The sequence below is a fragment of the Gordonia sp. SID5947 genome (assembly GCF_009862785.1).
Lineage (GTDB): Bacteria > Actinomycetota > Actinomycetes > Mycobacteriales > Mycobacteriaceae > Gordonia.
This window is the reverse complement of sequence record NZ_WWHU01000001.1, coordinates 3,322,508-3,344,016: the sequence shown is the minus strand read 5'-3', so window position 1 is coordinate 3,344,016 and position 21,509 is coordinate 3,322,508. Positions and strand designations below refer to the sequence as shown.

Annotated in this window: 17 protein-coding genes and 2 pseudogenes; 12 read left to right on the top strand and 7 right to left on the bottom strand. The window is 67.2% G+C overall.

Translation table 11 applies throughout. The features are described from left to right. The first annotated feature begins 50 nt into the window (after positions 1-50). Positions 51-1,307, top strand: coding sequence for a TetR/AcrR family transcriptional regulator (locus GTV32_RS15410; RefSeq protein WP_161061061.1), 1,257 nt, complete (start codon positions 51-53; stop codon positions 1,305-1,307). Positions 1,308-1,328: 21 nt separating this feature from the next. Here GTV32_RS15410 and GTV32_RS15405 read toward each other — a convergent pair whose 3' ends face one another. Then, a complete protein-coding gene (locus tag GTV32_RS15405) occupies positions 1,329-1,763 on the bottom strand; it encodes an SRPBCC family protein (RefSeq protein ID WP_161061060.1) in 435 nt (144 codons plus the stop codon). A gap of 147 nt (positions 1,764-1,910) precedes the next feature. Here GTV32_RS15405 and GTV32_RS15400 point away from each other — a divergent pair, with 147 nt between their 5' ends. Beyond that, entirely contained in the window at positions 1,911-2,804 is an 894-nt protein-coding gene (locus tag GTV32_RS15400; RefSeq protein ID WP_202421810.1) for a cutinase family protein, read from the top strand. Positions 2,805-3,224: 420 nt separating this feature from the next. Here the strand turns inward: GTV32_RS15400 and GTV32_RS15395 are convergent, their stop codons facing one another. Continuing rightward, positions 3,225-3,446, bottom strand: coding sequence for an RNA-binding S4 domain-containing protein (locus tag GTV32_RS15395; protein WP_161061059.1), 222 nt, complete (start codon positions 3,444-3,446; stop codon positions 3,225-3,227). Positions 3,447-3,496: 50 nt separating this feature from the next. On the opposite strand from GTV32_RS15395, the pseudogene lysX reads away from it, so the two are divergent. Both lysX and GTV32_RS15385 read left to right on the top strand, forming a co-directional pair. Further along, positions 3,497-6,918, top strand: a pseudogene (gene lysX / locus GTV32_RS15390) (bifunctional lysylphosphatidylglycerol synthetase/lysine--tRNA ligase LysX). A 172-nt stretch (positions 6,919-7,090) separates the two neighbouring features. Beyond that, positions 7,091-7,600 (top strand): hypothetical protein, encoded by a 510-nt coding sequence (locus GTV32_RS15385; protein ID WP_161061058.1) that lies wholly within the window; start codon positions 7,091-7,093, stop codon positions 7,598-7,600. Here GTV32_RS15385 and GTV32_RS15380 read toward each other — a convergent pair. Beyond that, complete coding sequence (locus GTV32_RS15380; protein ID WP_161061057.1) at positions 7,531-8,523, bottom strand: MBL fold metallo-hydrolase; 993 nt, start codon at positions 8,521-8,523, stop codon at positions 7,531-7,533. The two genes, GTV32_RS15385 and GTV32_RS15380, sit on opposite strands and share 70 nt — an antisense overlap. Before the next feature lie 135 nt (positions 8,524-8,658). On the opposite strand from GTV32_RS15380, the gene rraA reads away from it, so the two are divergent. Continuing rightward, a complete protein-coding gene (gene rraA, locus GTV32_RS15375) occupies positions 8,659-9,252 on the top strand; it encodes a ribonuclease E activity regulator RraA (protein ID WP_161061056.1) in 594 nt (197 codons plus the stop codon). Between the two features lie 10 nt (positions 9,253-9,262). Continuing rightward, on the top strand, positions 9,263-10,816 hold the full coding sequence (locus GTV32_RS15370) for a succinic semialdehyde dehydrogenase (protein ID WP_161061055.1): 1,554 nt from the start codon (positions 9,263-9,265) through the stop codon (positions 10,814-10,816). Positions 10,817-10,891: 75 nt separating this feature from the next. On the opposite strand, the gene GTV32_RS15365 is transcribed toward GTV32_RS15370, so the two are convergent. Next, positions 10,892-11,452 carry a hypothetical protein gene (locus GTV32_RS15365; protein WP_161061054.1) on the bottom strand — a complete coding sequence of 187 codons (561 nt, stop codon included), beginning with the start codon at positions 11,450-11,452 and terminating at the stop codon, positions 10,892-10,894. A gap of 220 nt (positions 11,453-11,672) precedes the next feature. On the opposite strand from GTV32_RS15365, the gene GTV32_RS15360 reads away from it, so the two are divergent. Next, positions 11,673-13,745, top strand: coding sequence for a glycosyltransferase family 39 protein (locus tag GTV32_RS15360; RefSeq protein WP_161061053.1), 2,073 nt, complete (start codon positions 11,673-11,675; stop codon positions 13,743-13,745). 144 nt (positions 13,746-13,889) lie between these two features. Then, positions 13,890-14,738 (top strand): alpha/beta fold hydrolase, encoded by an 849-nt coding sequence (locus GTV32_RS15355; RefSeq protein WP_161061052.1) that lies wholly within the window; start codon positions 13,890-13,892, stop codon positions 14,736-14,738. Here the strand turns inward: GTV32_RS15355 and GTV32_RS15350 are convergent. Together GTV32_RS15350 and GTV32_RS15345 are read right to left on the bottom strand one after the other, a co-directional pair. Then, positions 14,735-15,388: a hypothetical protein gene (locus GTV32_RS15350; protein ID WP_161061051.1), complete on the bottom strand. Its 654-nt coding sequence runs from the start codon at positions 15,386-15,388 to the stop codon at positions 14,735-14,737. The genes GTV32_RS15355 and GTV32_RS15350 overlap by 4 nt on opposite strands. Before the next feature lie 101 nt (positions 15,389-15,489). Beyond that, positions 15,490-16,182, bottom strand: coding sequence for a DUF6474 family protein (locus GTV32_RS15345; protein WP_161061050.1), 693 nt, complete (start codon positions 16,180-16,182; stop codon positions 15,490-15,492). 175 nt (positions 16,183-16,357) lie between these two features. Between GTV32_RS15345 and GTV32_RS15340 the strand changes: the two genes are divergently transcribed. Further along, positions 16,358-18,019, top strand: a complete 1,662-nt coding sequence (locus GTV32_RS15340; RefSeq protein ID WP_161061049.1) for a TM0106 family RecB-like putative nuclease — start codon at positions 16,358-16,360, stop codon at positions 18,017-18,019. Positions 18,020-18,044: 25 nt separating this feature from the next. On the opposite strand, the gene GTV32_RS15335 is transcribed toward GTV32_RS15340, so the two are convergent. Further along, on the bottom strand, positions 18,045-19,004 hold the full coding sequence (locus GTV32_RS15335) for a hypothetical protein (protein WP_161061048.1): 960 nt from the start codon (positions 19,002-19,004) through the stop codon (positions 18,045-18,047). A gap of 319 nt (positions 19,005-19,323) precedes the next feature. Between GTV32_RS15335 and GTV32_RS15330 the strand changes: the two genes are divergently transcribed. The 3 genes and pseudogenes from GTV32_RS15330 to GTV32_RS15320 all read left to right on the top strand — a co-directional run bounded on the left by GTV32_RS15330 (position 19,324) and on the right by GTV32_RS15320 (position 21,502). Continuing rightward, complete coding sequence (locus GTV32_RS15330) at positions 19,324-19,866, top strand: helix-turn-helix transcriptional regulator (protein ID WP_161062558.1); 543 nt, start codon at positions 19,324-19,326, stop codon at positions 19,864-19,866. A gap of 30 nt (positions 19,867-19,896) precedes the next feature. Next, a pseudogene (locus GTV32_RS15325) lies at positions 19,897-20,403 on the top strand (hypothetical protein); the annotation flags it as partial. Between the two features lie 31 nt (positions 20,404-20,434). After that, on the top strand, positions 20,435-21,502 hold the full coding sequence (locus tag GTV32_RS15320) for an MAB_1171c family putative transporter (protein WP_343287345.1): 1,068 nt from the start codon (positions 20,435-20,437) through the stop codon (positions 21,500-21,502). The last annotated feature ends 7 nt before the right edge of the window (positions 21,503-21,509 follow it).

Genomic DNA, 21,509 nt, shown 5'->3' with positions numbered 1-21,509 from the left:
TATGTGGTGCGTCGAGCCGGACATGTAGCAGAGTGGAGGGATGCTCCCGCATGGGTGGCATCTCGACACGCCGACTCGACGGGACGACCATGATGACGACAGGCGTGGATCGTCCCGCGCGACGAACCCGTCCGAAAGACCGCAAGCAGCGGATCCTCGAAACGGCCGCCGATCTCTTCCGCGGCCGTGGTTACCACGGGGTCGGGATGAGCGACATCGCCGGCGCCCTCGGTATCGTGCCGAGCGCGCTGTACCGGCACTACCGGAGTAAGCACGATCTGCTGGTCGCGGTCTTGGATGCGGCGTTGGTCCGCTACGAACAGGCCGTGGAGGGCGTGGACGACTGGGCGACGGCGAGCGGTCGGATCGCCCAGGCCGCGCTGGACGTCCAGGCCTTTGACGTGCTGTGGTCGCGGGACAGCGGGAATCTGTGTCCGGCGGAGTACGAGGTGCTCTTCGGGCGGCTACGAGGCGTCGGGCGGCGGGTCGCCGCGATGATCGACGTGGGTTCCGAGACGGGCTGTGTGCCTTCGTGGACCACGGCGTGGGCCGTCTTCGCAGCGCTCGACTGGCCCGGTCACCGTCCGCTGTCGGTGCCGGTAGCCGATCAACGGCGGACGCTCGCGTCTGCCGTCGACGCGATCGTGGTCGCCGGACGGCGCGATGTCGGACGCGAATCCGACACCGGCTCGACGTCGTCGGCCGACGAGCTGTCGGCGCGTGATGCCCTGGCCGGCCTCCGTCCGGCATCGCGCCGGGAAGCATTGCTGAGCACGGCGATCACCATGTTCGCGGTACGCGGGTACCAGACCGTGAGTCTCGACGACATCGGTGACGCGGTCGGTATCGCCGGCCCGAGTGTGTACAACCATTTCGCCAGCAAACGCGAGATCGTGGCATCCGGGGTCAGCCGTGCGTTCGAATCATTGTGGCTCACATTGGGTCAGGTTCTCCGCAGCACGTCGGACCCACGGCAGGCCCTCGACGATCTACTCGACCACTACGCTCGTTTCGCCTACGAGCATTGGGATCTGATCACCGTGTGCCTGTCGCACTCGGGGATCCTCGACGATGCCGAGCGCGCGGTGCTCGGGCGGACCTACCTCGACTACGTCAGCGAATGGCGTCGCCTCGAGATGGAGTGCCGGCCGGAACTGAGTCCCGACGAGGCACAGACACTCGTCGACCTCGCTCTCGCGGTGGTCGACGGCGTGGTGCGAATCCCGACCCTGCGAGAGCCCGGCCTGCCTGCGGACGCACGCTATCTCGCGCAGGCGGTGCTCGACGCCCAGATCACCTCCCGCTGAACGGTCGTACCGTGTCGGGCCTCACCGTCCCGCGAGCGCCGCAGTCATCTGACGCTCCACGGTGTCGGCGAGCCGGCCGAAACCGATCTGGGCAAGCGGGTCGGCAAGGCGGGCAACGCCGTTGAACTCGACATGTGCGTGATACGTGATGATGGTCGACGTACCGTCGCTGGTACCGAACGTCATGTCGTCGACGGAGGTCGCGGTCTTGTTGGTGCCGGTGAACGTGAGGTGGTCGGTCTCGTCGCGGGTGAGTTCATAGGTGAGCTCTGTGCTGATCCCGTAGAGCCGGGTGACGTTGTGCCACTTGGTACCCGGACCCACCGGATCGGCGCCGATCTGCTCGCAGCTCTGAGTGCCCGGATCCCAGTCGACGGCATTGGCGAAATCGCGGAGATATGTGACGACCTCGTCGAGCGGGCGGGCGACGGTGAACGTGCGGGTCACATCGACCACGGTTTCTCCTCTGGGTCGGAACGGTCGGCGGGCACACCCCGATCTGCTGTCGGGAGGCGAACCCACTCATGATTCGGCGCCGAACCGGTTCCGGATGGGCGTCCACGCACTAAACTCGTGAGACGAACCGCGCGAGGGGAGTGGTCGATGATGCATCCGCGGGGCATGATCGCCGCTGCGCTGACACTGGTTTCGGCCGTCGGGATCTCGCTCGGTGTGGGGTCGCCGTCGACTGCCGCACCGGGACGCTGTCCCGAGATCTATGTGCTCGCGGTTCCCGGCACCTGGGCCGACGGTCACAGCCCGGGCATCCTCGGGGCCGTCACCTCCGGTCTCGGGCCGGAGACCCGCGTCCAGTTCGTGGGATACGACGCCACCGCCTTCCCCTGGGAGAAGGCGGTCTACGGAAAATCCAAGGCGCAGGCGGTGGCGAACACGACCGGACTCGCCACCTCCATGGTGCGTCGGTGTCCGCGCACGCGAATCGCATTGACCGGCTACAGCCAGGGCGCCGACGCCGTGGGGGACGTGGCGTCGGAGATCGGTACCGGACGTGCGGCGATCCGGCCCGGCCAGGTGGCCGGGGTGGTGCTGATCTCGGATCCGCGTCGATCGCGGCGGGACAACCTGATCGGGCCGCCGCTGTCCGGTGAAGGCAGCGGCGGACCTCGTCTGGATGGCATGGGATGGGTGAAGCCCAGGGCTTTCACGATCTGTGAGCCACTCGACCTGTACTGCAACGTTCCTCGCGACTACTTCATCACGAGGATCGTGGGCTACCTGGCGGAGACCAGCGACCCGACCCCGAGCCAGATCAGCCAATACCAGGCGGAGGCGGGAGCCATCGTCGCCGAGCTGCTCACCCTCGGTGGACCGGGGAAGATCGTCGAGGAATTGGGAAATGCCCGCGCTCGCGAGCAGATCACGATGTTCAACAGATTCCTGAAGTCGGGTGCGCACGGCAACTACGCAACCTTCCAGGTTCGCCCGGGCGTGACCGCTGCGCAGTGGGCCCACGACTTCCTGGCCGGCCTGGCCTGAATCTGCGTGGCTCCGGCGGCCGTCGCGACCAGGGATGTAACAGACTCCGTGGGATCATCGATGTACCGGATAGTTGACATGTCGGCGGGCGGTCCCGGCGAATCGAAGTTCTGGTGTGGCGGAGAATACGTTCTCCGAAGGACCAAATGACTTGGGTGCGGCCGTCCGACCGATTACAGTAAGTCGAAGATCGAGTCCGTTGTAGCGAACCAGGGAAGTGATTGGTCATGAGGTTGGCTGATACATCCTCCAGCCCACGTCGAAGCTCGATGCTGAGCTCCATCACCGGTGGCAGATTCCGCCGAGCGCGCGGCACCACCACTCGCGCCTTTCCGGCCGAAGCCGAACGTCTTGTCACGCAGGCAGAACTCCGACGCCTTCATCTGTGAGCACCACCGCGCGGATCACGGCGGCCGCTGATCACTCGGCGGTGACCCGCGCGGACTGACCGCCGATCTCCACCACGTCGCCTGGCTCGAGTTGCCGGCCCCGGCGGTCTTCCACCTCTCCGTTGACCGAGACCATTCCGTCGGCGATGACACCTTTGGCCTCGGCGCCGGAGTCGATGAGGTTGGCCAGCTTCAGGAACTGACCGAGGCGGATCGAGCCGTCGCGGATGGGTACGTCATACACCGCAACCATCTTGCCGAACGATGCCGTGTCGAGCGAGTCCGAACGGCTAACGTTTATCCATGACGTTGGAAGCGCCGCGCTCAGATCTCGCTGCCGAAGGGACCTCTGAGGACGAGACGATCGATTCCGCGCCGCGAGCGCATACGCCGGCCGAACGGCGATCGCGTGAACTGATCGAGCGCATCCGTACGCCAATCGGATTCGGGCGACATGCGCCAAGGATCGCCGGGACCGTCGTCGGCGTGCTCGCGACGATCGCGCTGCTGTCCAGCGTATTCCCGTGGTTCCGGCACCTCGTCCATGTGCCGCGCGACTACGTGGACACCTTCGTCATCACCCTGCCCGACACAAGCTTCGCGTGGGCCTTTGTGCTCGCCCTGGTCGCCTTCGCGCTGTCGATGCGCAAGCGCATCGCGTGGTGGATCTGCGTGGTCTTCCTCGTGCTGTACACCCTGGGCAACGCGCTCTACCTGATCCCGTCGCTCGCCGACGACCTCGCCGTGACCGACAACGACCGCATCAACCTATGGATCGGCATCGTCGTCGATGTGGCCGCGTTGACCTTCCTGATCGCCACCTACAAACAGTTCCACACGCGTGTCCGGCGCGGCGCGGTGCTGAGGGCTGTCGGGGTCCTGCTCGGCGGTCTCGTCATCGGCAGCCTGCTGGGCTGGGGACTGGTGTGGTTGTTCCCGCACACCCTCACCCGTGCCGACCGTCTGCCGTACGCCGTCAACCGGGTGGTCGCGTTCGGGTCGATCGACCAGGAGGCGACCTTCGACGGCCGGCACAGCTACCCGCCGATCAACGGATTGCTCGGCCTGTTCGGTGCATTGGCGCTGATCGCGGCGGCGATCGTGCTGTTCCGATCGGTGCGGCTCAAATCTCTGATCACAGCCGACGACGAGAAGCTCATCCGTGCACTCATCACGCGCTTCAACGACGACGACTCGCTCGCGTATTTCGCCACGCGTCGTGACAAAGCGGTGGTCTTCGCGCCGGACGGGCGTGCGGCCATCACCTATCGCGTCGAATTGGGGGTGGGCCTGGCCGGTGGCGATCCCATCGGCGATCCGGAATCCTGGGATGACGCGGTCGCCGAATTCCTGACCCTCTGCGATCGGTATGGCTGGCATCCCGCGGCGATGGGTTCGAGCGTGCGTGGCGCCGCCGCCTACGATGCGGCCGGTTTCGGCTCGTTCTCGATCGGGGACGAGGCAATTCTCCCCACACGTGACTACAGCATCAACGGACCCGCGATGAAGGGTGTCAGGCAGGCCGTCACGCGCACCAAGCGAGCCGGGATCACGGTCCGCATCCGGCGTCACGAGGAGATCGCGGCGAATCCTGCCGAGATGGCTCAGGTGGTGGCGCGCGCAGATGCCTGGCGCGACACGGACGAGGAGCGCGGATTCGCGATGGCGCTGGGCCGTATCGGCGACCCGTCCGATGGCAACTGCCTCCTCGTCGAGGCCGTCGAGAACGCCGGGGACCCCGGGGAGAAAGTCGTCGGCATGCTGTCGTTCGTCCCATGGGGTCGGACGGGTGTCTCGCTCGACCTCATGCGCCGGGACCGGGGCTCGGTGAACGGCATCGTCGAGACGATGGTGACCGAGCTGGCCAAGAATTCCGAGCAGTACGGCATCACCAAGATCTCGCTGAATTTCGCCACCTTCCGCGCGTTCTTCGAACACGGCGCCGAGATCGGGGCCGGCCCGGTGATGCGGGCGACCTACTCGGTGCTGATGTTCGGATCGAGGTTCTTCCAGATGGAGTCCCTCTACAAGTCGAACGCGAAGTACCGGCCCGACTGGCAGCCGCGCTATCTGTGCTTCGAAGATGCGCGGGTGATGCCGAGGGTGGGTCTCGCGGCCATCGTGACCGAGGGCTTCGTCCGGTTGCCACGGATCGGCCGCGCGCGACATTACATCGAGGGTGCGTCGTCGATCCCGGCAGGCGTGGACGTCGACGGACTGATCGCGACGTTCGAGGCAGAAGCCGACGCCACCCAGGTGGATGTGCATCGGCCCGAGCAGGTCCGGGTGCGCCTCGCCAAGATGGAACGGCTGGTCGAGGAGGGTTTCGACCCGTATCCACCGGCCGACGCACCGACCCACACGATCGCGGAGGCGGTCGCCGAGCCGGCCGGCGCCGTGGTGACCATCGCGGGCCGGGTCACCCGGCTTCGCGACTTCGGCAAGGTGGTCTTCGCCGACGTCCATGACTGGTCGGGTCAGGTGCAGGTCCTGGTGGAAGAGTCACGGTTGATCCCCGGGACGCCGGATTTCGGTGGTGACGTCGATCTCGGTGATCTGATCGAGGCGCGTGGCGTGGTGGGAGCAAGCCGCTCGGGCGAACTGTCGATCCTCATCGACGCCTGGCGATTCAACGGCAAGTGTCTGCGGCCGCTGCCGGACAAGTGGAGCGGCCTGACCGACCCGGAGGCCCGGGTCCGTCAGCGCTACGTCGACCTGGCGATCAACCCGAAGAGCCGCGAACTGCTCGCGACGCGCAGCGTGGTGGTCAAGTCGTTGCGGGACTTCCTCGCCGAACGCGGCTTCCTGGAGGTGGAGACCCCGATCCTGCAACAGATCCACGGCGGGGCGAACGCCACCCCGTTCCAGACCCACATCAACGCCTACGATCTCGACCTCTATCTGCGGATCGCGCCCGAGCTCTACCTCAAGCGGCTCTGCGTCGGCGGGGTCGAGAAGGTGTTCGAGATCGGCCGCAATTTCCGCAACGAGGGCGTCGACTTCAGCCACAACCCGAGTTCACCAGTCTGGAAGCATATGCGGCGCACAGTGATTACCTGCAGATGCTCGATCTCACCCGTGAGATGATCCAGCACGCGGCCACCGCCGCCTACGGCGAACCCGTGATCGTGCGGACCGACGCCGACGGGAACGAAGAGCGCGTGGACATCTCGGGCCCGTGGCCGGTCAAGACCGTGCACCAGGTGGTCTCCGAAGGGGCGGGCGAAGAGGTGACCCCGGAGACACCGGTGGAGGCCCTCCGCGCGATCTGCGACCGGCTCGACATCGCCCACCGGCCGGACTGGGACGCGGGCCAGGTCGTGCTGGAACTGTACGAGCATCTCGGTGAGGACCGGACCACGTTCCCGACCTTCTACACCGACTTCCCGACGTCGACGTCACCGTTGACGCGCGCGCACCGAAGGGTGGCCGGGGTGGCCGAACGCTGGGACCTCGTGGCGTGGGGCGTCGAACTCGGCACGGCCTATACCGAACTCACCGATCCCGTCGAACAGCGCAAGCGGCTGACCGATCAATCGATCCTGGCTGCCGGGGGCGATCCCGAGGCGATGGAACTCGACGAGGATTTCTTGCAGGCCCTCGAATACGCTATGCCGCCCACCGGTGGGCTCGGGGTCGGCGTAGACCGTGTCGTCATGCTGATCACCGGGCAGTCGATCCGGGAGTCGTTGGCGTTTCCGCTGGCCAAGCCGCAGGAGAGCTGAGACCCGTAGGGGTCCGCGCGATGAGCCTGCGCAAACAGGCGAGGCCTGGCACAATCGGCATTGTGTCCGCGATCTCAAATAGTGTTTGTTGAGCTGAACTGTCGGACGGCCATGCGGGCAGATCTCCGCCACCAACGGAGGTCGCCGGATGTGCGCGCGAGAGGACACGCTCATGAGATCAGTGGTTCGACTGTTGGTGACGTTCCTCGTGGCAGCCGGGTTGGTGGCGGGATTGGGTTCGGTTGCATCTGCCTCGCCGGCCGCGCGACCGGGCGAGGCGGGCGCTGTGCTCTCGGGAATGCGGGTCCAGGCCGGAGGTAGTTGGGACTCGTTTCCGGCGATCTATCGGAACAGATACTGGCCACAGGCCGGCGTCTGGATGGAGTACAACACGCTGTTCAACGCCGCTCAGACCAGGGCGATCAATGCATCCGGGCTGGTGCCGCCGTTTGCCGACTCACATCTCCCGTTCGCCGGCGTCGGTGCATGGCTCCGGTCCGATACCGGTCTGGATCTGTTGGTGCGTCGGGGCGGTTGCTTCGCGATGGGCGTCCGGAAGGATCCGGTGTGGTCGCCGATGGCCAAGAAGTGGGTGTCGGCCATCGTGCAGCCCTACTCGAGTCCGCCGTATCTGAAGTCGTCGACGGATCTGGTCTGCGAGAACCGGCCGTCGCAGAGATGACCCGAGGCATCGGCGTCGTGAGTGGGCACCACATGCACCCGGTGACGGGCGAGGTGTAGCCGGTGCAGGGTGGCGAACGCTGCATCGCGATCCTCGTCTGCGAACTCGCCGGGAATCGCAGGCTTCTGGCGTACCCGTTGGACCTGTTCGGTGTGCCATGCGGCGTCTCCGGCCAACAGCACCCAGCGTGTGGTCGTCCGGGCCAGCACGCCGACGCTGCCCGGAGTGTGCCCGGCGAGGTCGACGACGATCACGGAGCCGTCACCGAAGAGGTCATGGCTCGCGGTGAACGTCGCGACCGGCGGGCCGTCGAGGTCGTAATCGATGATCGGACGGCCGTCGCTCAACGACGAGCGCACGCCGCCCGCAGGTGCGTGCGCGCCGTCGAGAGCCCACTGTCGTTCGGTGGTGCGCAGCCGGACGGGGAGATCGGGCAGATCGAGCAGTCCGCAGACGTGATCCCAGTGCGCGTGCGTCGGCAGCGCGAAATCCGGTGGGCGCGTCGGCGGGTGTGCCAGGAGCCCGTCCGCGGAGCTGATCGTGTCGGCAGGCGGGGTCACCAGCAGACGGGCCAGCCATGGGAGTTCGGCGATGGCCCGCGACGGTGCGTCACGGCAATAGCCGGGGTCGACCAGGAAGGTGGCATCGGGATGCTCGACCACATAGGTCGTCATCGCGTTGGGCAGCAACCCGAGACCCGCACCTTCCACGACACCGACCGCCGGTACGCGCCGGACCACCTGTGGCAGCGCCCGAACCGTGACCGTCACGTCGCCTGCCGGCAGCCCGCGATCCTCGATCGAGGCGAGCAGGCGTCGGTCCACCGGTCGCGGTCGTACCAGGCCACGGGCGAAGCGAGCGGCAGCGCCGGCGATCTCGACGACACCGATATCGTCGGGACCAGTGGGATCATCGTTCGACATCGGGATCTCCTGCAGCCTTTGTGGGTGCGGTGGCGAACCGGGCACCGCCCACCCTATGCGGGCCACGTGTTCGCTGACGAGGCATCGCACCACCACCTATAGGTGTTGCACCTGGTAACACCTAAACTATTGGCCATGAGCGACCTGACCTTCACCCCGACCGCCGACCTCGTCGATGAGATCGGCGACCTCGTCCGGAGCTGCGACACCCAGTTCACCCAGTACGGCGGACGCCGTGAATTCGTGGGCCGGGTGACCACGGTCAAGTGCTTCCAGGACAACGCGCTGCTCAAATCGATCCTCTCCGAGCCCAACCCCGACGGCGTGCTCGTCGTCGACGGTGCAGAGTCGGTGCACACGGCACTGGTCGGAGACATCATCGCCGAACTCGGACGATCCAACGGCTGGGCCGGGATCATCGTCAACGGCGCCATCCGCGACGCCAAGGCGATCGGCGAGATGGAGATCGGTGTCAAGGCACTGGGAACCAACCCGCGCAAGTCCACCAAGACCGGCGTCGGTGATCGCGACATCCCGCTGACAATCGGTGGCGAGACATTCAACGCAGGCGACATCGTCTACTCCGACGACGACGGCATCGTCATCGTCGCGGGCGCGCAGACCGACGACGAAGCGGTCGCCACGGCCGACACCGAGGCGGCCGACACCGACACCGAGGCGGCCGACACCGACACCGCCGACACCGACACCGCCGACACCGAGAGCTGAGGAACCGACCATGCCGAAGCCCACACCCGAATACTTCCGTCGGCTGGCCGCGCTGGTGGCCATCGACGACGCGGCAGCGCGACCCACCCGCCCGGTCCTCGAGGCGTTCAGTGGTGTGGAGATGACGACCATCCCGGTCGGTACCGCGGAGGATCTGGAGACGGCGGTCGCTCGAGCGCGCGCCGCGCAGGAGGGCTGGGCTCAGCGCAGCGCCGAGCAGCGGGCCGAGGTGCTGGCCGCGTTCTCCGAACTCGTCCACTCCCATGCAGCCGAGCTCATGGACATCGCACAAGCGGAGACCGGCAAGGCGCGGATCTATGCACAGGAAGAGGTCATCGACGTCGCGCTCACCGCTCGGTACTACGCGACGACGGGCCCCAAGACCCTCGCCGATCACAAGGTGAAGGGCATGCTGCCCGGCGCGACGAGCGTCCGGGTTCGCTACCAGCCCAAGGGCGTTGTCGGTGTGATCAGCCCGTGGAACTATCCGCTCACCCTGGCGGTATCGGATGCGGTGGCCGCCTTGCTGGCCGGCAACGGTGTGGTGATCAAGCCCGACAGCCAAACCCCTTATTGCGCATTGGCACTCGCAGAACTGCTGTACGAGGCAGGCCTGCCACGGGAGCTGTTCGCTGTGGTCCCGGGGCCGGGAAGTGTTGTCGGGCAGGCGATTGTGGCCACCACCGACTACGTGATGTTCACCGGGTCCTCGGCGACCGGCGCCACCCTCGCCGAGCAGGCCGGAAGACGGCTCATCGGCTTCTCCGCGGAACTCGGCGGCAAGAACCCGATGATCGTCACCGCCAAGGCCAACATCGACCGGGCGGTCGAGGGCGCTGCGCGCGCGTGCTTCTCCAACTCGGGTCAGCTCTGCATCTCCATCGAACGGCTCTACGTGGACAAGGCGATCGCCGAGGAGTTCACCGAGAAGTTCGCCGCACATGTCGCCGCGATGAAGCTGGATGCCACCTACGATTTCGTCGCCGACATGGGCTCCCTCGCCTCCGCCGCGCAGATCGACACGGCCGAAGCCCATGTGCAGGACGCCGTCTCGAAGGGAGCGAAGGTACTCGCGGGAGGTCGTCGCCGAGCGGATCTGGGCCCGTTCTTCTTCGAGCCCACGGTGCTCACCGACGTCACCGATGGGATGACCTGCTACGCCGACGAGACGTTCGGGCCCGTCGTGTCGATCTACCCGGTCGATTCCACCGACGAGGCGATCAAGTCGGCAAACGACACCGCGTACGGCCTCAACGCCAGCGTCTTCGCGGGGAGCAGCGCCGAGGCCAACGAGATCGCCGACCGGTTGCGCGCCGGCACGGTGAACATCAACGAGGGCTACGCCGCGGCCTGGGCCTCGACCGCCGCGCCCATGGGAGGCATGGGGATCTCGGGTGTGGGCCGTCGACACGGCGAGGAGGGGCTGCTCAAGTACACCGAGCCGCAGACCGTGGCCGAGCAGCGTTTCATCGGCATAGACCGCGCGCCCGGCATCCCGCAGGGCGTCTACCGGGCGGTGACGCCGTACGCCGTCCGCGCTCTGAAGTACCTTCCCGGGCGGTAGCAACGCCGGTTTCGTAGCAATAGATCGCGGTATTCGCGGTCTATTGCTACAGACTCGGGGAGGGGGCGGCGCAGTTCAGCGGGACGCCCAGCCGTCCGCAGCGCTTGCGAGTCGCCACTCGAGGTCCCAGCGATCGGTATGGCGACGAGCGACTCGCAGGCTGAGCATGCGCACGGAGGCCAGCATGACCGCGGCGACCGTGAGCCATCCGAACACCGCGACCGCACCCGCGCCGACGATTCGTCCCAGCCGGTCCGGCGGCTGGGGCACCACGTTGCCGGAGGCATCCGTCCAGACGATCGTCGTCGTCCCTGGCCTCGTCGTCGACGGGACGGACGCGGTGTCGGTGCGGGCCACGCCATGGTCCATCCACTTGACGGTGGCGCCGGTGTTCAAGGCGGTGGGCTCGGCGGGCAGGACATCCACCACCTGTGCGGACACCGATGTGGTCGATTCGGCACGCGCGGCCACCTGGTCGTACGTCGCACTGGCAGCCAGCACGGCGAGTGGGAGCGCGAGGACGGCGAGCACCGCGGCCACGAGACCCGCGACGCCGACCACCCGGTCGCCACGCCGTAGGAGCGGGTTGGACGACCACGGCATCCGACTGCTGATCGAGCCGAGCGCGTACCGCAACGTCGTCCTCCCATGCGATGTTCTGAAACGGGACCTTCTCCCAGCATCGGCCGAAAACGTCGGAATGGCGAGCAACGATGGTGCATGCGGTCATTTCTGTGACTGACGTGACAGACCGCGACGGCTGGCCGACCCTCACAGGGTTCTCCCAGTCACCGTCCAGCCTGGAGAGAGTCCCGGGCCCCACTGTGGGATCAACACATCCGACACAGGAGGACCCATGACCACAGTGCTGGCCCGCCCGGGCGCCACGCCGCCCGGCGAACCGCCACCCCCGACCGGCCGCCACGGCCGCCAGGCCGGCGAGATGCCGACGCACAAACACGCCGTGCGCTGGAGTCCGCTCGCACTCACCGGGCTTCTGGTGACCACGGCGGTGCTCTACTTCTGGAACCTGGCAGCCAGCGGATATGCCAACACCTTCTACGCGGCGGCGGCTCAGGCGGGCTCGCAGAGCTGGACGGCATGGTTCTTCGGATCCCTCGACTCGGCGAACTTCATCACGGTGGACAAGCCGCCGGCGTCGCTATGGGTGACCGGGCTGTCGGTACGGGTGTTCGGGATGAACAGCTGGGCGGTACTGGTTCCGCAGGCACTGATGGGTGTGGCCGCGGTCGCGCTGCTCTACTGCGCGATGCGGCGAACCTTCGCCGACCCGCGCCACGGCACCGCCGCAGGTCTCATCGCGGGCGCCGTGCTCGCGTTCACCCCGGCCGCGGCGCTCATGTTCCGGTTCAACAACCCCGACGCACTGCTCGTCCTGCTGATGGTGGCTGCGGGTTACGCGTTGACCCGCGCCATCGCGACCAATTCGGGCCGCTGGCTCGCGCTGGTCGGAGTGGCACTGGGCTTCGCGTTCCTCACCAAGATGCTGCAGGGCCTGCTGGTGTTGCCCGCGTTCGGGCTGGCGTACCTGATGTTCGCCGACAACGGTTGGCTCAAGCGGATCGGCCACTTGATCGGTGCAACCGTCGCGCTCATCGTGTCGGCGGGATGGTTCGTGGTGGCCACCATTCTCGTGCCGGCCTCGGCGCGCCCGTACATCGGTGGCTCAACAGACAACACCTTCATGGACCTGGTGTGGGGCTACAACGGGGTCGGCCGCATCAGCGGAGGCGGAGGTGCCGGCGGTGGCGGGGGACCCGGTGGAGGCCAGGCCGGCGGTTCGTTCGGCGGTTCCACGGGCCTCAACCGACTGTTCAGCTCGGAGATGGGCAACGAGATCTCATGGTTGCTGCCGGTGGCCCTGCTCGCGCTCGGGTTCGCGATCTACCTCGGGCTGCGTAGCTTCCCGATCTTCCGCTTCACCGACGGGATCAGCCGTGTCGAGGGAGGCGCCGTGGTGGCCTGGGGAGGCTGGCTCGTCATCACCGGACTGATCTTCAGCTTCATGAGCGGCACGATTCACCCCTACTACACAGTGGCTCTGGCACCCGCGATCGGTGCGATGGTCGGCATGGGTGGTGTGTTCGCCTGGCGGCGAAGGGATCACTGGGACGGCCGCATCGCGCTGGCAGCGATGATCGGTCTTGCCGGCTGGTGGTCGATAGTCCTGCTGAACCGCAACGACTTCGGGCCGGTGTGGTGCCGGTGGCTGATCGGTGCGCTGGCGGCGATCAGTGTGGCGGCGCTGCTGGTGGGCAGCGTGATGGCCTGGCGAAAGGCCGTGGCGGGCGCCGTGATCATCGGTGCCCTCGCCGGAGCCGGCGGTAGCGTCGGGTTCGCGATCGCGACAGCCGCGACCGCACACAACGGTTCCATCCCCACCGCGGTCAACACCGCCATGGAGAGTGGCGGCATGGGCGGTCCCGGCGGCGGTACACCCCCGTCGATGAACGGGCAGGCTCAGAACGGGCAGACTCAGAACGGTCAGACGCAGAACGGTCAGACGCAGAACGGGCCAACGGCCGCCGGCGGCAAGGGCCAGGGTCAGGGCCGGTCCGGTCGTGCGGGCATGGGTGGCGGCATGGGCGGCGACGTCTCGTCGAACACCGAACTCGTCTCCTTGCTGAAGTCCTCGGGCGCGACGTGGTCGGCGGCCACCAACGGTTCGCAGTCTGCCTCCGGTATCGAAATCGCCACGGGTACAGCGGTGATGGCGATCGGTGGATGGAGCGGTGATCCCGCTCCGACGCTTCAGCAGTTCATCGACTACGTGAAGGCAGGAAAGATCGGTTACTACATCGGCGGCGGCCAGGGTGGCCCCGGTGGCAACTCCGAGATCAGCACGTGGGTCGCGCAGAACTACACCGCGACCACGGTCGGCGGCACCACGGTGTACAAGCTCAACTGACCGCGAACATCAACTGACCGCGAACCTCTACTGATACGGGCCGCGAGGAGAGCCGCTCACCCTGCAGGGGTGGGCGGCTTCCCGCGCTGTCGGGTGGCGCAGGCAAGGTACTGTCGGGGTCATCCGCCGGGAAGGATGCCAACGATGACAGACCGACTCACCGAGTTCGCCAACGGCCCCTACGTGTTCGACGTGATCGACAGCGGACCGATCGACGGCACGCCGATCGTCTTGCTCCATGGTTTCCCGCAGCGCGCGACTGCCTGGGACTTGGTCACACCGATGTTGCACGACAACGGGTTTCGGACGATCGCCCCGGATCAGCGTGGCTACTCCCCGCGAGCACGGCCGCCCGCTCGCCGTGACTACCGTATGGGCGAACTGGTCGGCGATGTGGTGACACTGATCGATGCGCTGGGGGTGGATCAGGTGCATCTCGTCGGACATGACTGGGGCGCCGCGGCGGCCTGGACGGTGGCGGGTGAACATCCCGATCGGATCCGCACGCTCACGGCGTTGTCGGTGCCGCACCCCGCCGCCTTCGTACGAGCGATGCCGCGCGGACAGCTTCTGCGGTCCTGGTACATGGCGTTCTTCAATCTGCCGAAGATCCCGGAACTGTTGCTGTCCAGGATGCTTCGGCCCTCGTCAGGTGGCGGGAAGCGCATCGGGTTGCCGGAACCGTTCGCCGGGCGTCTCTACGACGACATCGTCGCGTCGGGGGCGTTGACCGGGGCGTTGAACTGGTATCGCGGAATGCCCTTCTGGACGCGCAAGGACCGACGGTTTCCGAAGATCGTCGTCCCGACCACATACCTGTGGAGCGACGGCGATTTCGCGCTCGGCCGCACAGGCGCGGAGATGACCGCCGGCTGGGTGGATGCTCCCTATGAATTCCGGGTGATCAACGGCGCCGACCACTGGTTGCCGGAGAATCGGCCGGCCGAGGTCGCGTCCGCGATCCTCGACCGGGTGGCGGCCGGGACGGCCTAACCGCGGCGACGGCGGAGAATCGCGATGAGCACCGCCACGACGGCGGCGAACGATGCCGCCGCCACGATCGGGACAGTCCGGTTCGCGGATGGCAATTCAGTGGGCGCACCGGCACGGAGTTGAGCGAATGTGGCTCGCTGCGCGTCGGATTCGGCGACGGCGTCGACAACGGCCGGTGACGGACGCGACGACGGGGCCGACGGTGCTGTCGATGCCGGTCCCGACGGTCCGGTCGGCGCCTTCTTCTTGACCGGCGGCTTGGCCGAGGCTGACTTGGCGGAGGCTGACTTCGCGGTGGCCGGCCTCGGCGCGGCGACGTCGGGCTTCGGAGACGGGGTGTCGGCAGGCGGCGACGGTTCGGTCGGTGTGTCGGCGCGCGGCGCCTCCTCGACGGCCGGCTTCTCGGCGGGGGCCTTCTTCGCCACCGGCTTCTTGGCGGGCGCCTTCTTTGCCGGAGTCTTCTTCGCCGCCGGCTTCTTGGCGGGCGCCTTCCTCGGTGGAGTCTTCTCGGCGGGCTGCCCCGAAACCGCAGCGCCCTCGCCCGCTTGCTTGCCGGGTTGGGCACCCGAACCCGGCGTCCCGTTCACGTCGGACGCCGAGTCGTCGGACGGCGAATCCTGAGGAGTGTTGTTGGGGCCGGGTTCGGTCATGTGCTCACGCTCCCTTGCGCGGTGAATCGGTGCGGCGGTGGGGCCCAGTTTATGACGTCGTCACGGGCGTCCACCTCACGATGGAAGATCAGACGTGGAGATCAGGCGCGCACGCCCAGCCGCGCCAAGATGTCGGCGTCGATCGCTGCGAGCTCCGACTCGATCGATTGGTGTGCGGTCCGCCGCTGAGCAGCCGGCATGGATTCCGCGGCGTCGACGGCGATCGCGAGATTGTCGAGACGGGCGGTCATCGCGGACACGAACGCCGAGCCCTCGTCGGAGGTGTCCTTGGTGGCGACTTTCTCCAGCGAGGCCCGGGTGGTGCTGATCCGTGCCGACAGCGTCGCCCCGTGACCGGAGAACTGACGCAGCACGTCCGGCGACACGCCGGCGCGACTCGCCTGCAATGCGGTGACCTGCCCGCGCGCCGCGACTGCCGCGCGGTAGGCGATCGGCACCACGATCGGTGAGACCAGCCGCACCACGGTCAGATAACGCCGGACACTCGCCGGACTGAACGCCTGCGCGTCGGCCGCGGCCTTCGCCTTGGCCTCGGTGGCCTTGGCATCGGCTTTCGCGACCTTCGCCTGGACCTTGCCGGCCGACTTGGTGGTCTTGCGCTCTTGCTTGAGCTCTTTGGCGCGGAGCTTTCGGTCGTGACGGCGGCGCGCCTTCTCCTTCTTCCGCGCGCTCTTCGCCTCGAGCTTTGCCTCCAACTTCGCCTTGGTCTTCAGCGCCTTCGCCTCGGCCTTGCGCTGGGCGCGAGTCTTGCCATCCGACGAGAACAATCCCATCTGAGGAACCTACCTCCTGTGCGGTGTCCCGGAGCTTGAGATCACACCCGGCTCAGAAACCGAGCGGGAGTGCGTGCATCGGTACAAGCATTACATAGGGTCGACATGGGCGGTCCCGCGTGAAGCGTCGTCGCATGACGGCGCGCTGCGGACCGATGTCGGAAAGGATGGGCGAGTGGCGGCAACGGCAGTGGTGTTGCACCCACGCGACCTCGCCGGCTGTGAGCATCGCCTCGCACTCGACCAGGCGCACCCCGACCTGGTGCGTGCGCGGCCCGATACGCCCGAGGCGCAGCGGCGCAAGGACGCCGCCGCAGAGCACCGTGCCGGTGTGCGTGAGATGGTGCGCGGACTGCACAGCGACCAACCGCCGGGCACGGTGGTGATGGTCGACCCGACGCTCGATCACGCGGCCCGCGTCGAGGCCACCATCGCCGCGTGTGAGGCCGAGGCAGCCTGGATCTGGAACGCCACCCTGCCGACCGATCTCACCCGCGGCAGGCGGGGCCATGCGGAGTTGCTCATCCGCGACGGCTCGGGCTATGTGCCGGTGATCGTCGTGAACCATCGCGTGAGCTACGACGTCAAACCCGAACGTCGGGCGAGTGGCGGCAACGGTGGGTCGACGCTGACGAGTCCCGTCTGGACGTGGGCGCCGAGGCCCGACGCCTCCCGCAACGGACGCAACCAGCGCCGGGACCAGCTACGACTCGCCCAGTTGACCGCGATGATGATCGATCTCGGGCTGACCCCCTCCACCGATCCGGCGGACCTCAAGGGCGGTGTCATCGGCATCGACGCCGACTGCATCGTCGTGTACGAGATGGCCGGGCTGCTCGAGGATTACGCCGAGTCGTTCGAGCGCCGGATGGCGATCGCCCGACAGACCATCCCCACCACACCGCGACGCATCGGTGAATGCCGGAGCTGTCCGTGGTGGTCGCGGTGTGGGCCCGAGCTCGAGGAGCGGCGCGATGTGAGCCTCGTGGTCGGCGGCAATCAGAGCACCGCGCTCGGGGAGATCGGGATCACGACCATCGACCAACTCGCCCGCTACCAGGGCGATCCACCGCCGGAGTGGCCGGGCAACATCCGATTCGACGACGCGGTGCTGAACGCGATCGCCTGGCTGAGCGACATCCCGCTGATCCGCCGCCTGGAAGAGCCGCAGGTCGAACGCGCCGACGTGGAGGTCGACGTGGACATGGAGAGTTACGGAGAACACGGCGCCTATCTCTGGGGCACGCTGCTGACCGACAACACCGACCCCGCGCGACCGGTCCGATATCGGGCGTTCGTCACGTGGGACCCGCTTCCCACACGCGACGAGGGCAGGTCGTTCGCGGAGTTCTGGGCGTGGCTGAACGCCGAACGCGATGCAGCCCGCGCTGCCGGCAAAACGTTTGCCGCATATTGCTATTCACAACAGGCGGAGAACCGGTGGTTGCTGGGTTCGGCGCAGCGGTTCGCCGGTGACGACGGTGTGCCGCCACGCGCCGACGTGGAGGAGTTCATCGCCTCCGACGAGTGGGTGGACATCTATGAAGCGGTCGGGCGCAATTTCATCTGTCCCAACGGGAAGGGACTCAAACGCGTGGCCCCGGTGGCGGGGTTCGCATGGCGCGACGCCGAGGCGAGTGGCGAGGCGTCGATGGACTGGTACCGCGACGCCGTCGGTCTGGGCGGCACGACACCTGATCCCGAACAGCGACAACGGCTTCTGGAATACAACGAAGACGACGTCCGTGCCACCAAGGTGTTGCGGGAATGGATCGACGGTGCGGCGAAAGACGAAGTCCCGCACGAGGATGCGGTCATGGAGTTTCGGAACCGCTGAGCCCGGTCGCCCTCTCGGGTGACGGTCAGGACCGCGTTGCGCGGAACGCCTCGAGGAACGAGCCGCTGCCGAGCAATGCGATCGCGCCGAGCAGCAACAGTGCCCCGGGCGCGAGACCGAGAACGATCCGCCGGGCTTTCGTCAGCACGGTGTCGTCGGTGGGCGGTGCGGCGGTGGGTTGGGCAGAGGCGGGCTGAGCGACGAGAGCCGGTGTGTCGGAGCCCTTTTCCGGAGCTGACGACCGGGGGACGGGCGCCGGACGGGGAGCGGCAGGCGCCGCAGCAGTGGGCCGCGCGGCCTTCGGGCCTGCGGGGGTCGGGGCGACTGCATCGGCCGTCGGCAAGCTGGGGACCTCAGGGTCCCCCTGAGGCTGGGGGCGGCCCGGTCCTGGCCCGGCGGCCGGGGCGTCGTCCGCGCTGTCGCCCTCGTCTTCGTCGGTCGAACTGCCGGGCATGGTTCCGCCGGTCTGCGGAGTCGGCGGCCGAAGCGGGGGGAGGTCGACGGCAGGTGCGTCGTCGCTGTCGCCGGCCGAGGGCTGGGTCGGGTCCGCTGGTGTCGGGTCCGCTGGTGTCGGGTCGGCGGTGGTCGGATCCGCTGTGGTCGGTTCCGGATCGGTCGGTTCAGGATCGTCTGTCGTCTCGCCCGGTCCGGTCGGCGGGTGCAGGCCGCCGCCCCAGTCATGACCGTGCTCGCCGCTGGATCCGCCACTTCCGGATTGATCCTCGCTTCCGGGTCCGTCGCCGTTCGGTCCGTTGCCGTTCGATCCGTTGCCGTTCGATGCGTTGCCGTTCGATTCGTCGCCGGAACCCGAACCGCTGTGTGAACCGCTGTCCGAACCACTGCCAGAGCCCGACGACGAATCAGGGGCGGAGAACGCGACCCCGGCGCCGACCCCGAGCACGGCCGCGACGATCAGAGCGATCAGAGCAGCAAGAGCGCCGAAACGTCGGCGCGGTGTCGACCGCCGCGTGGCACGGTGCTTCATCGGACCCCCCGGTTCGCTCGCGTGTACTGCAACGATGATGGTTTGATCGTCGCCCAGAGTTCACCTTCCGGTAAGCTCTGATTTGCGCCACCACAGGTTATTCACTATCGAGTGTGAACAATGCCACACTAGGCATTCGTTACAGCATCGGCACAGGTGATACGCATGGGTGGTTGCGTTCAGGTACGTTCGGATCGTAACGGGCGTTGCATTTACGATGCACGCCGGTCTTAAATGTTTGCAAGTTCAAGCTTTGAATTTGCCGGGGAGAAGAATGACTTCACGTATGGCCGATGTGTCAGTAGGGGGCGACCGTCGAATGAACGTCGAGAAGATCGGCTCCGCACCACAATCCGCACCACCGCAAGAAGCGCTGGATCCAGGTCTGTTCGCCCGCCGCCTCGAAGAGCTGTTCCGTACGGTTCCGGGACCGAATGGGCGTGCGTACAGCGCAAAGGCGATCGCGGCGCGGTCGACCGAACGGGGATTCCGGCTCGGTGAGTCCTACCTGAGCCAGTTGCGGTCGGGTAAGGCCAAGTCGCCGTCGTTCCGGACCGTCGAGGGCATCGCCGCCGCGTTCGGAGTGGACGTCCATTACTTCCTCGAGGACCGCGCGGCTCAGCGCACGCGGGACGAGATCGACCTCATGCGTCTGCAGGCCGACACCAACGTCCAGCTGGCGGCCTTCCGTCTCGCCGGCCTGTCGAGCGACTCGGTCACCGTCGTCAACGAGCTCATCAAGGTCTTGCGCGAACAGCAGGGTCTGCCCAAGGATCCGCCGGACATCCTCGCTGCGGGGATCTCTGACGCCGCAACCGAGGAAGCACGTCTGCGCGTCGTCGGCGCGCCCGCGGGCGACTGAGCCTGCTTGTTCCACGGGGCCCACTGATCCATGCGAAGTCAACGTGCACTGCGCGCGTTGTGCCGTGACACGCTCAAGAGCCTCGATCTCGATCTCCCGCTCGACGTCACCCAGCTGTGTGATCGCTTCGGCGCGCAACGTGGCCGCCCCATTCGATTGATCGCCCATCCCCTCCCGGCCGGTGTGCCCAACGGGATCTGGCTGGCCGCCGAAGACGCGGATTACTTCTTCTACCAGGCGAATACGTCCAAGCTGCATCAGGATCAGATCGTCGTGCACGAGTTCGGCCACCTGATCGCCGGGCACCAGATGCTCGGCACTGTCTCGGCCGCGGCGTTGACCACACCGTCGGATCAGCAGTCCGAGGAGGCGCTGAGCCGGACCTGCTATGCGGATGACCGTGAATGGGAAGCCGAGATGCTGGCGTCGATGATCCTCAACTGGGCCGCCGAGGCACGTCTGACCATCGGCTCGACGCACGACGACACCCATCTCCGCGGAATCCAGCGCGTCCTCGGCGGCCACAAGGGATGGCTGTGGCGTGATCGTCGTCGGCGTGGTCAATACGGTGGCCGCAGTGATCTTTGCCGCCGCGCTGTGCTGGCGGCTCGAGCAGATCCGGCGTGAGGGCGGTGGTCTTCAGGCGGTTGCGATGACCGTCGCCATCGCGGCCCTGACCTTGGCCTTCGTGGTCTCCGGCGACGACGTCACCGATGCGATCGACGAGCTGACGTTCACCGGCGCCGACCGCGTCATCTTCTACGCGTTGCTGGCGCTCGGCGTGGCCGCCCTGATCGTCGTCTTCTTCTATCCAGGCCGGTCGACCACCCGCGAACGCCGGGCGGGCATCGAGGCCATCCCACTGGTGGTGGCGCTGATCGGCCTGCAGGTGACGATGCTCGTCATACCCCCGGACCTCCGCACCGAGCAGGTGTCCGAGTGGACGGTACGCAACGTCGCGTTCGCCCTGTTCATGCTGATCGCCAGCGGATATCTCACCTACGGTTTCGTGGCCTGCGTCCGCAGCGTGGGCCGCGTGATCGTCCTCGCGGACGGCTACCTGCGGATATCGCTGGGGCTTCTGCTCGGTGGTCTGATCTTCTTGTCCGTCAGCACGGTGCTCCAGATCGCGTTCGTCCTCGGCTCGGCGGCCGACGTCGTCCGTCTGCCGTGGCTGCTCGACGTGAGCCGCGTCAGTTCGATCATCGGCGTGGTCGCCTTCCTGATCGGCATCAGCTTCCCGATGCTGCGATCGCGCTGGCATTCGATCACCGTGGGCCGGCGGCATCGCCGCGCCGCCGACGACCTGCTCCCGCTCTGGGAGATGGTGACCGGTCCGGTCCCAGAGGTGGTGCTGCCGACCTTCGGCTCGCCATCGGCGTCGATGGTGTTCCACCGCCGGGTGGTGGAGACGCGCGATGCGCTCACCCAGCTCAGTCCGTTCCTCACCGAGGATTTCGAGGTCGTCGACGACGACGCCCGGGTCGACATGCTCTGGGCTGCGGTGGAGGAATACGAGATCGCCGGGCGTCCGCGGGGCGCGGTGCGCGAGGTCGTGCCCGGCGCAACGGACATCGACGCCGACGCGGAACCTCTGTTGAGGTTGTCGAGGGCCGTCGCCGCGCAGTCGGTGTAGAGGCCCG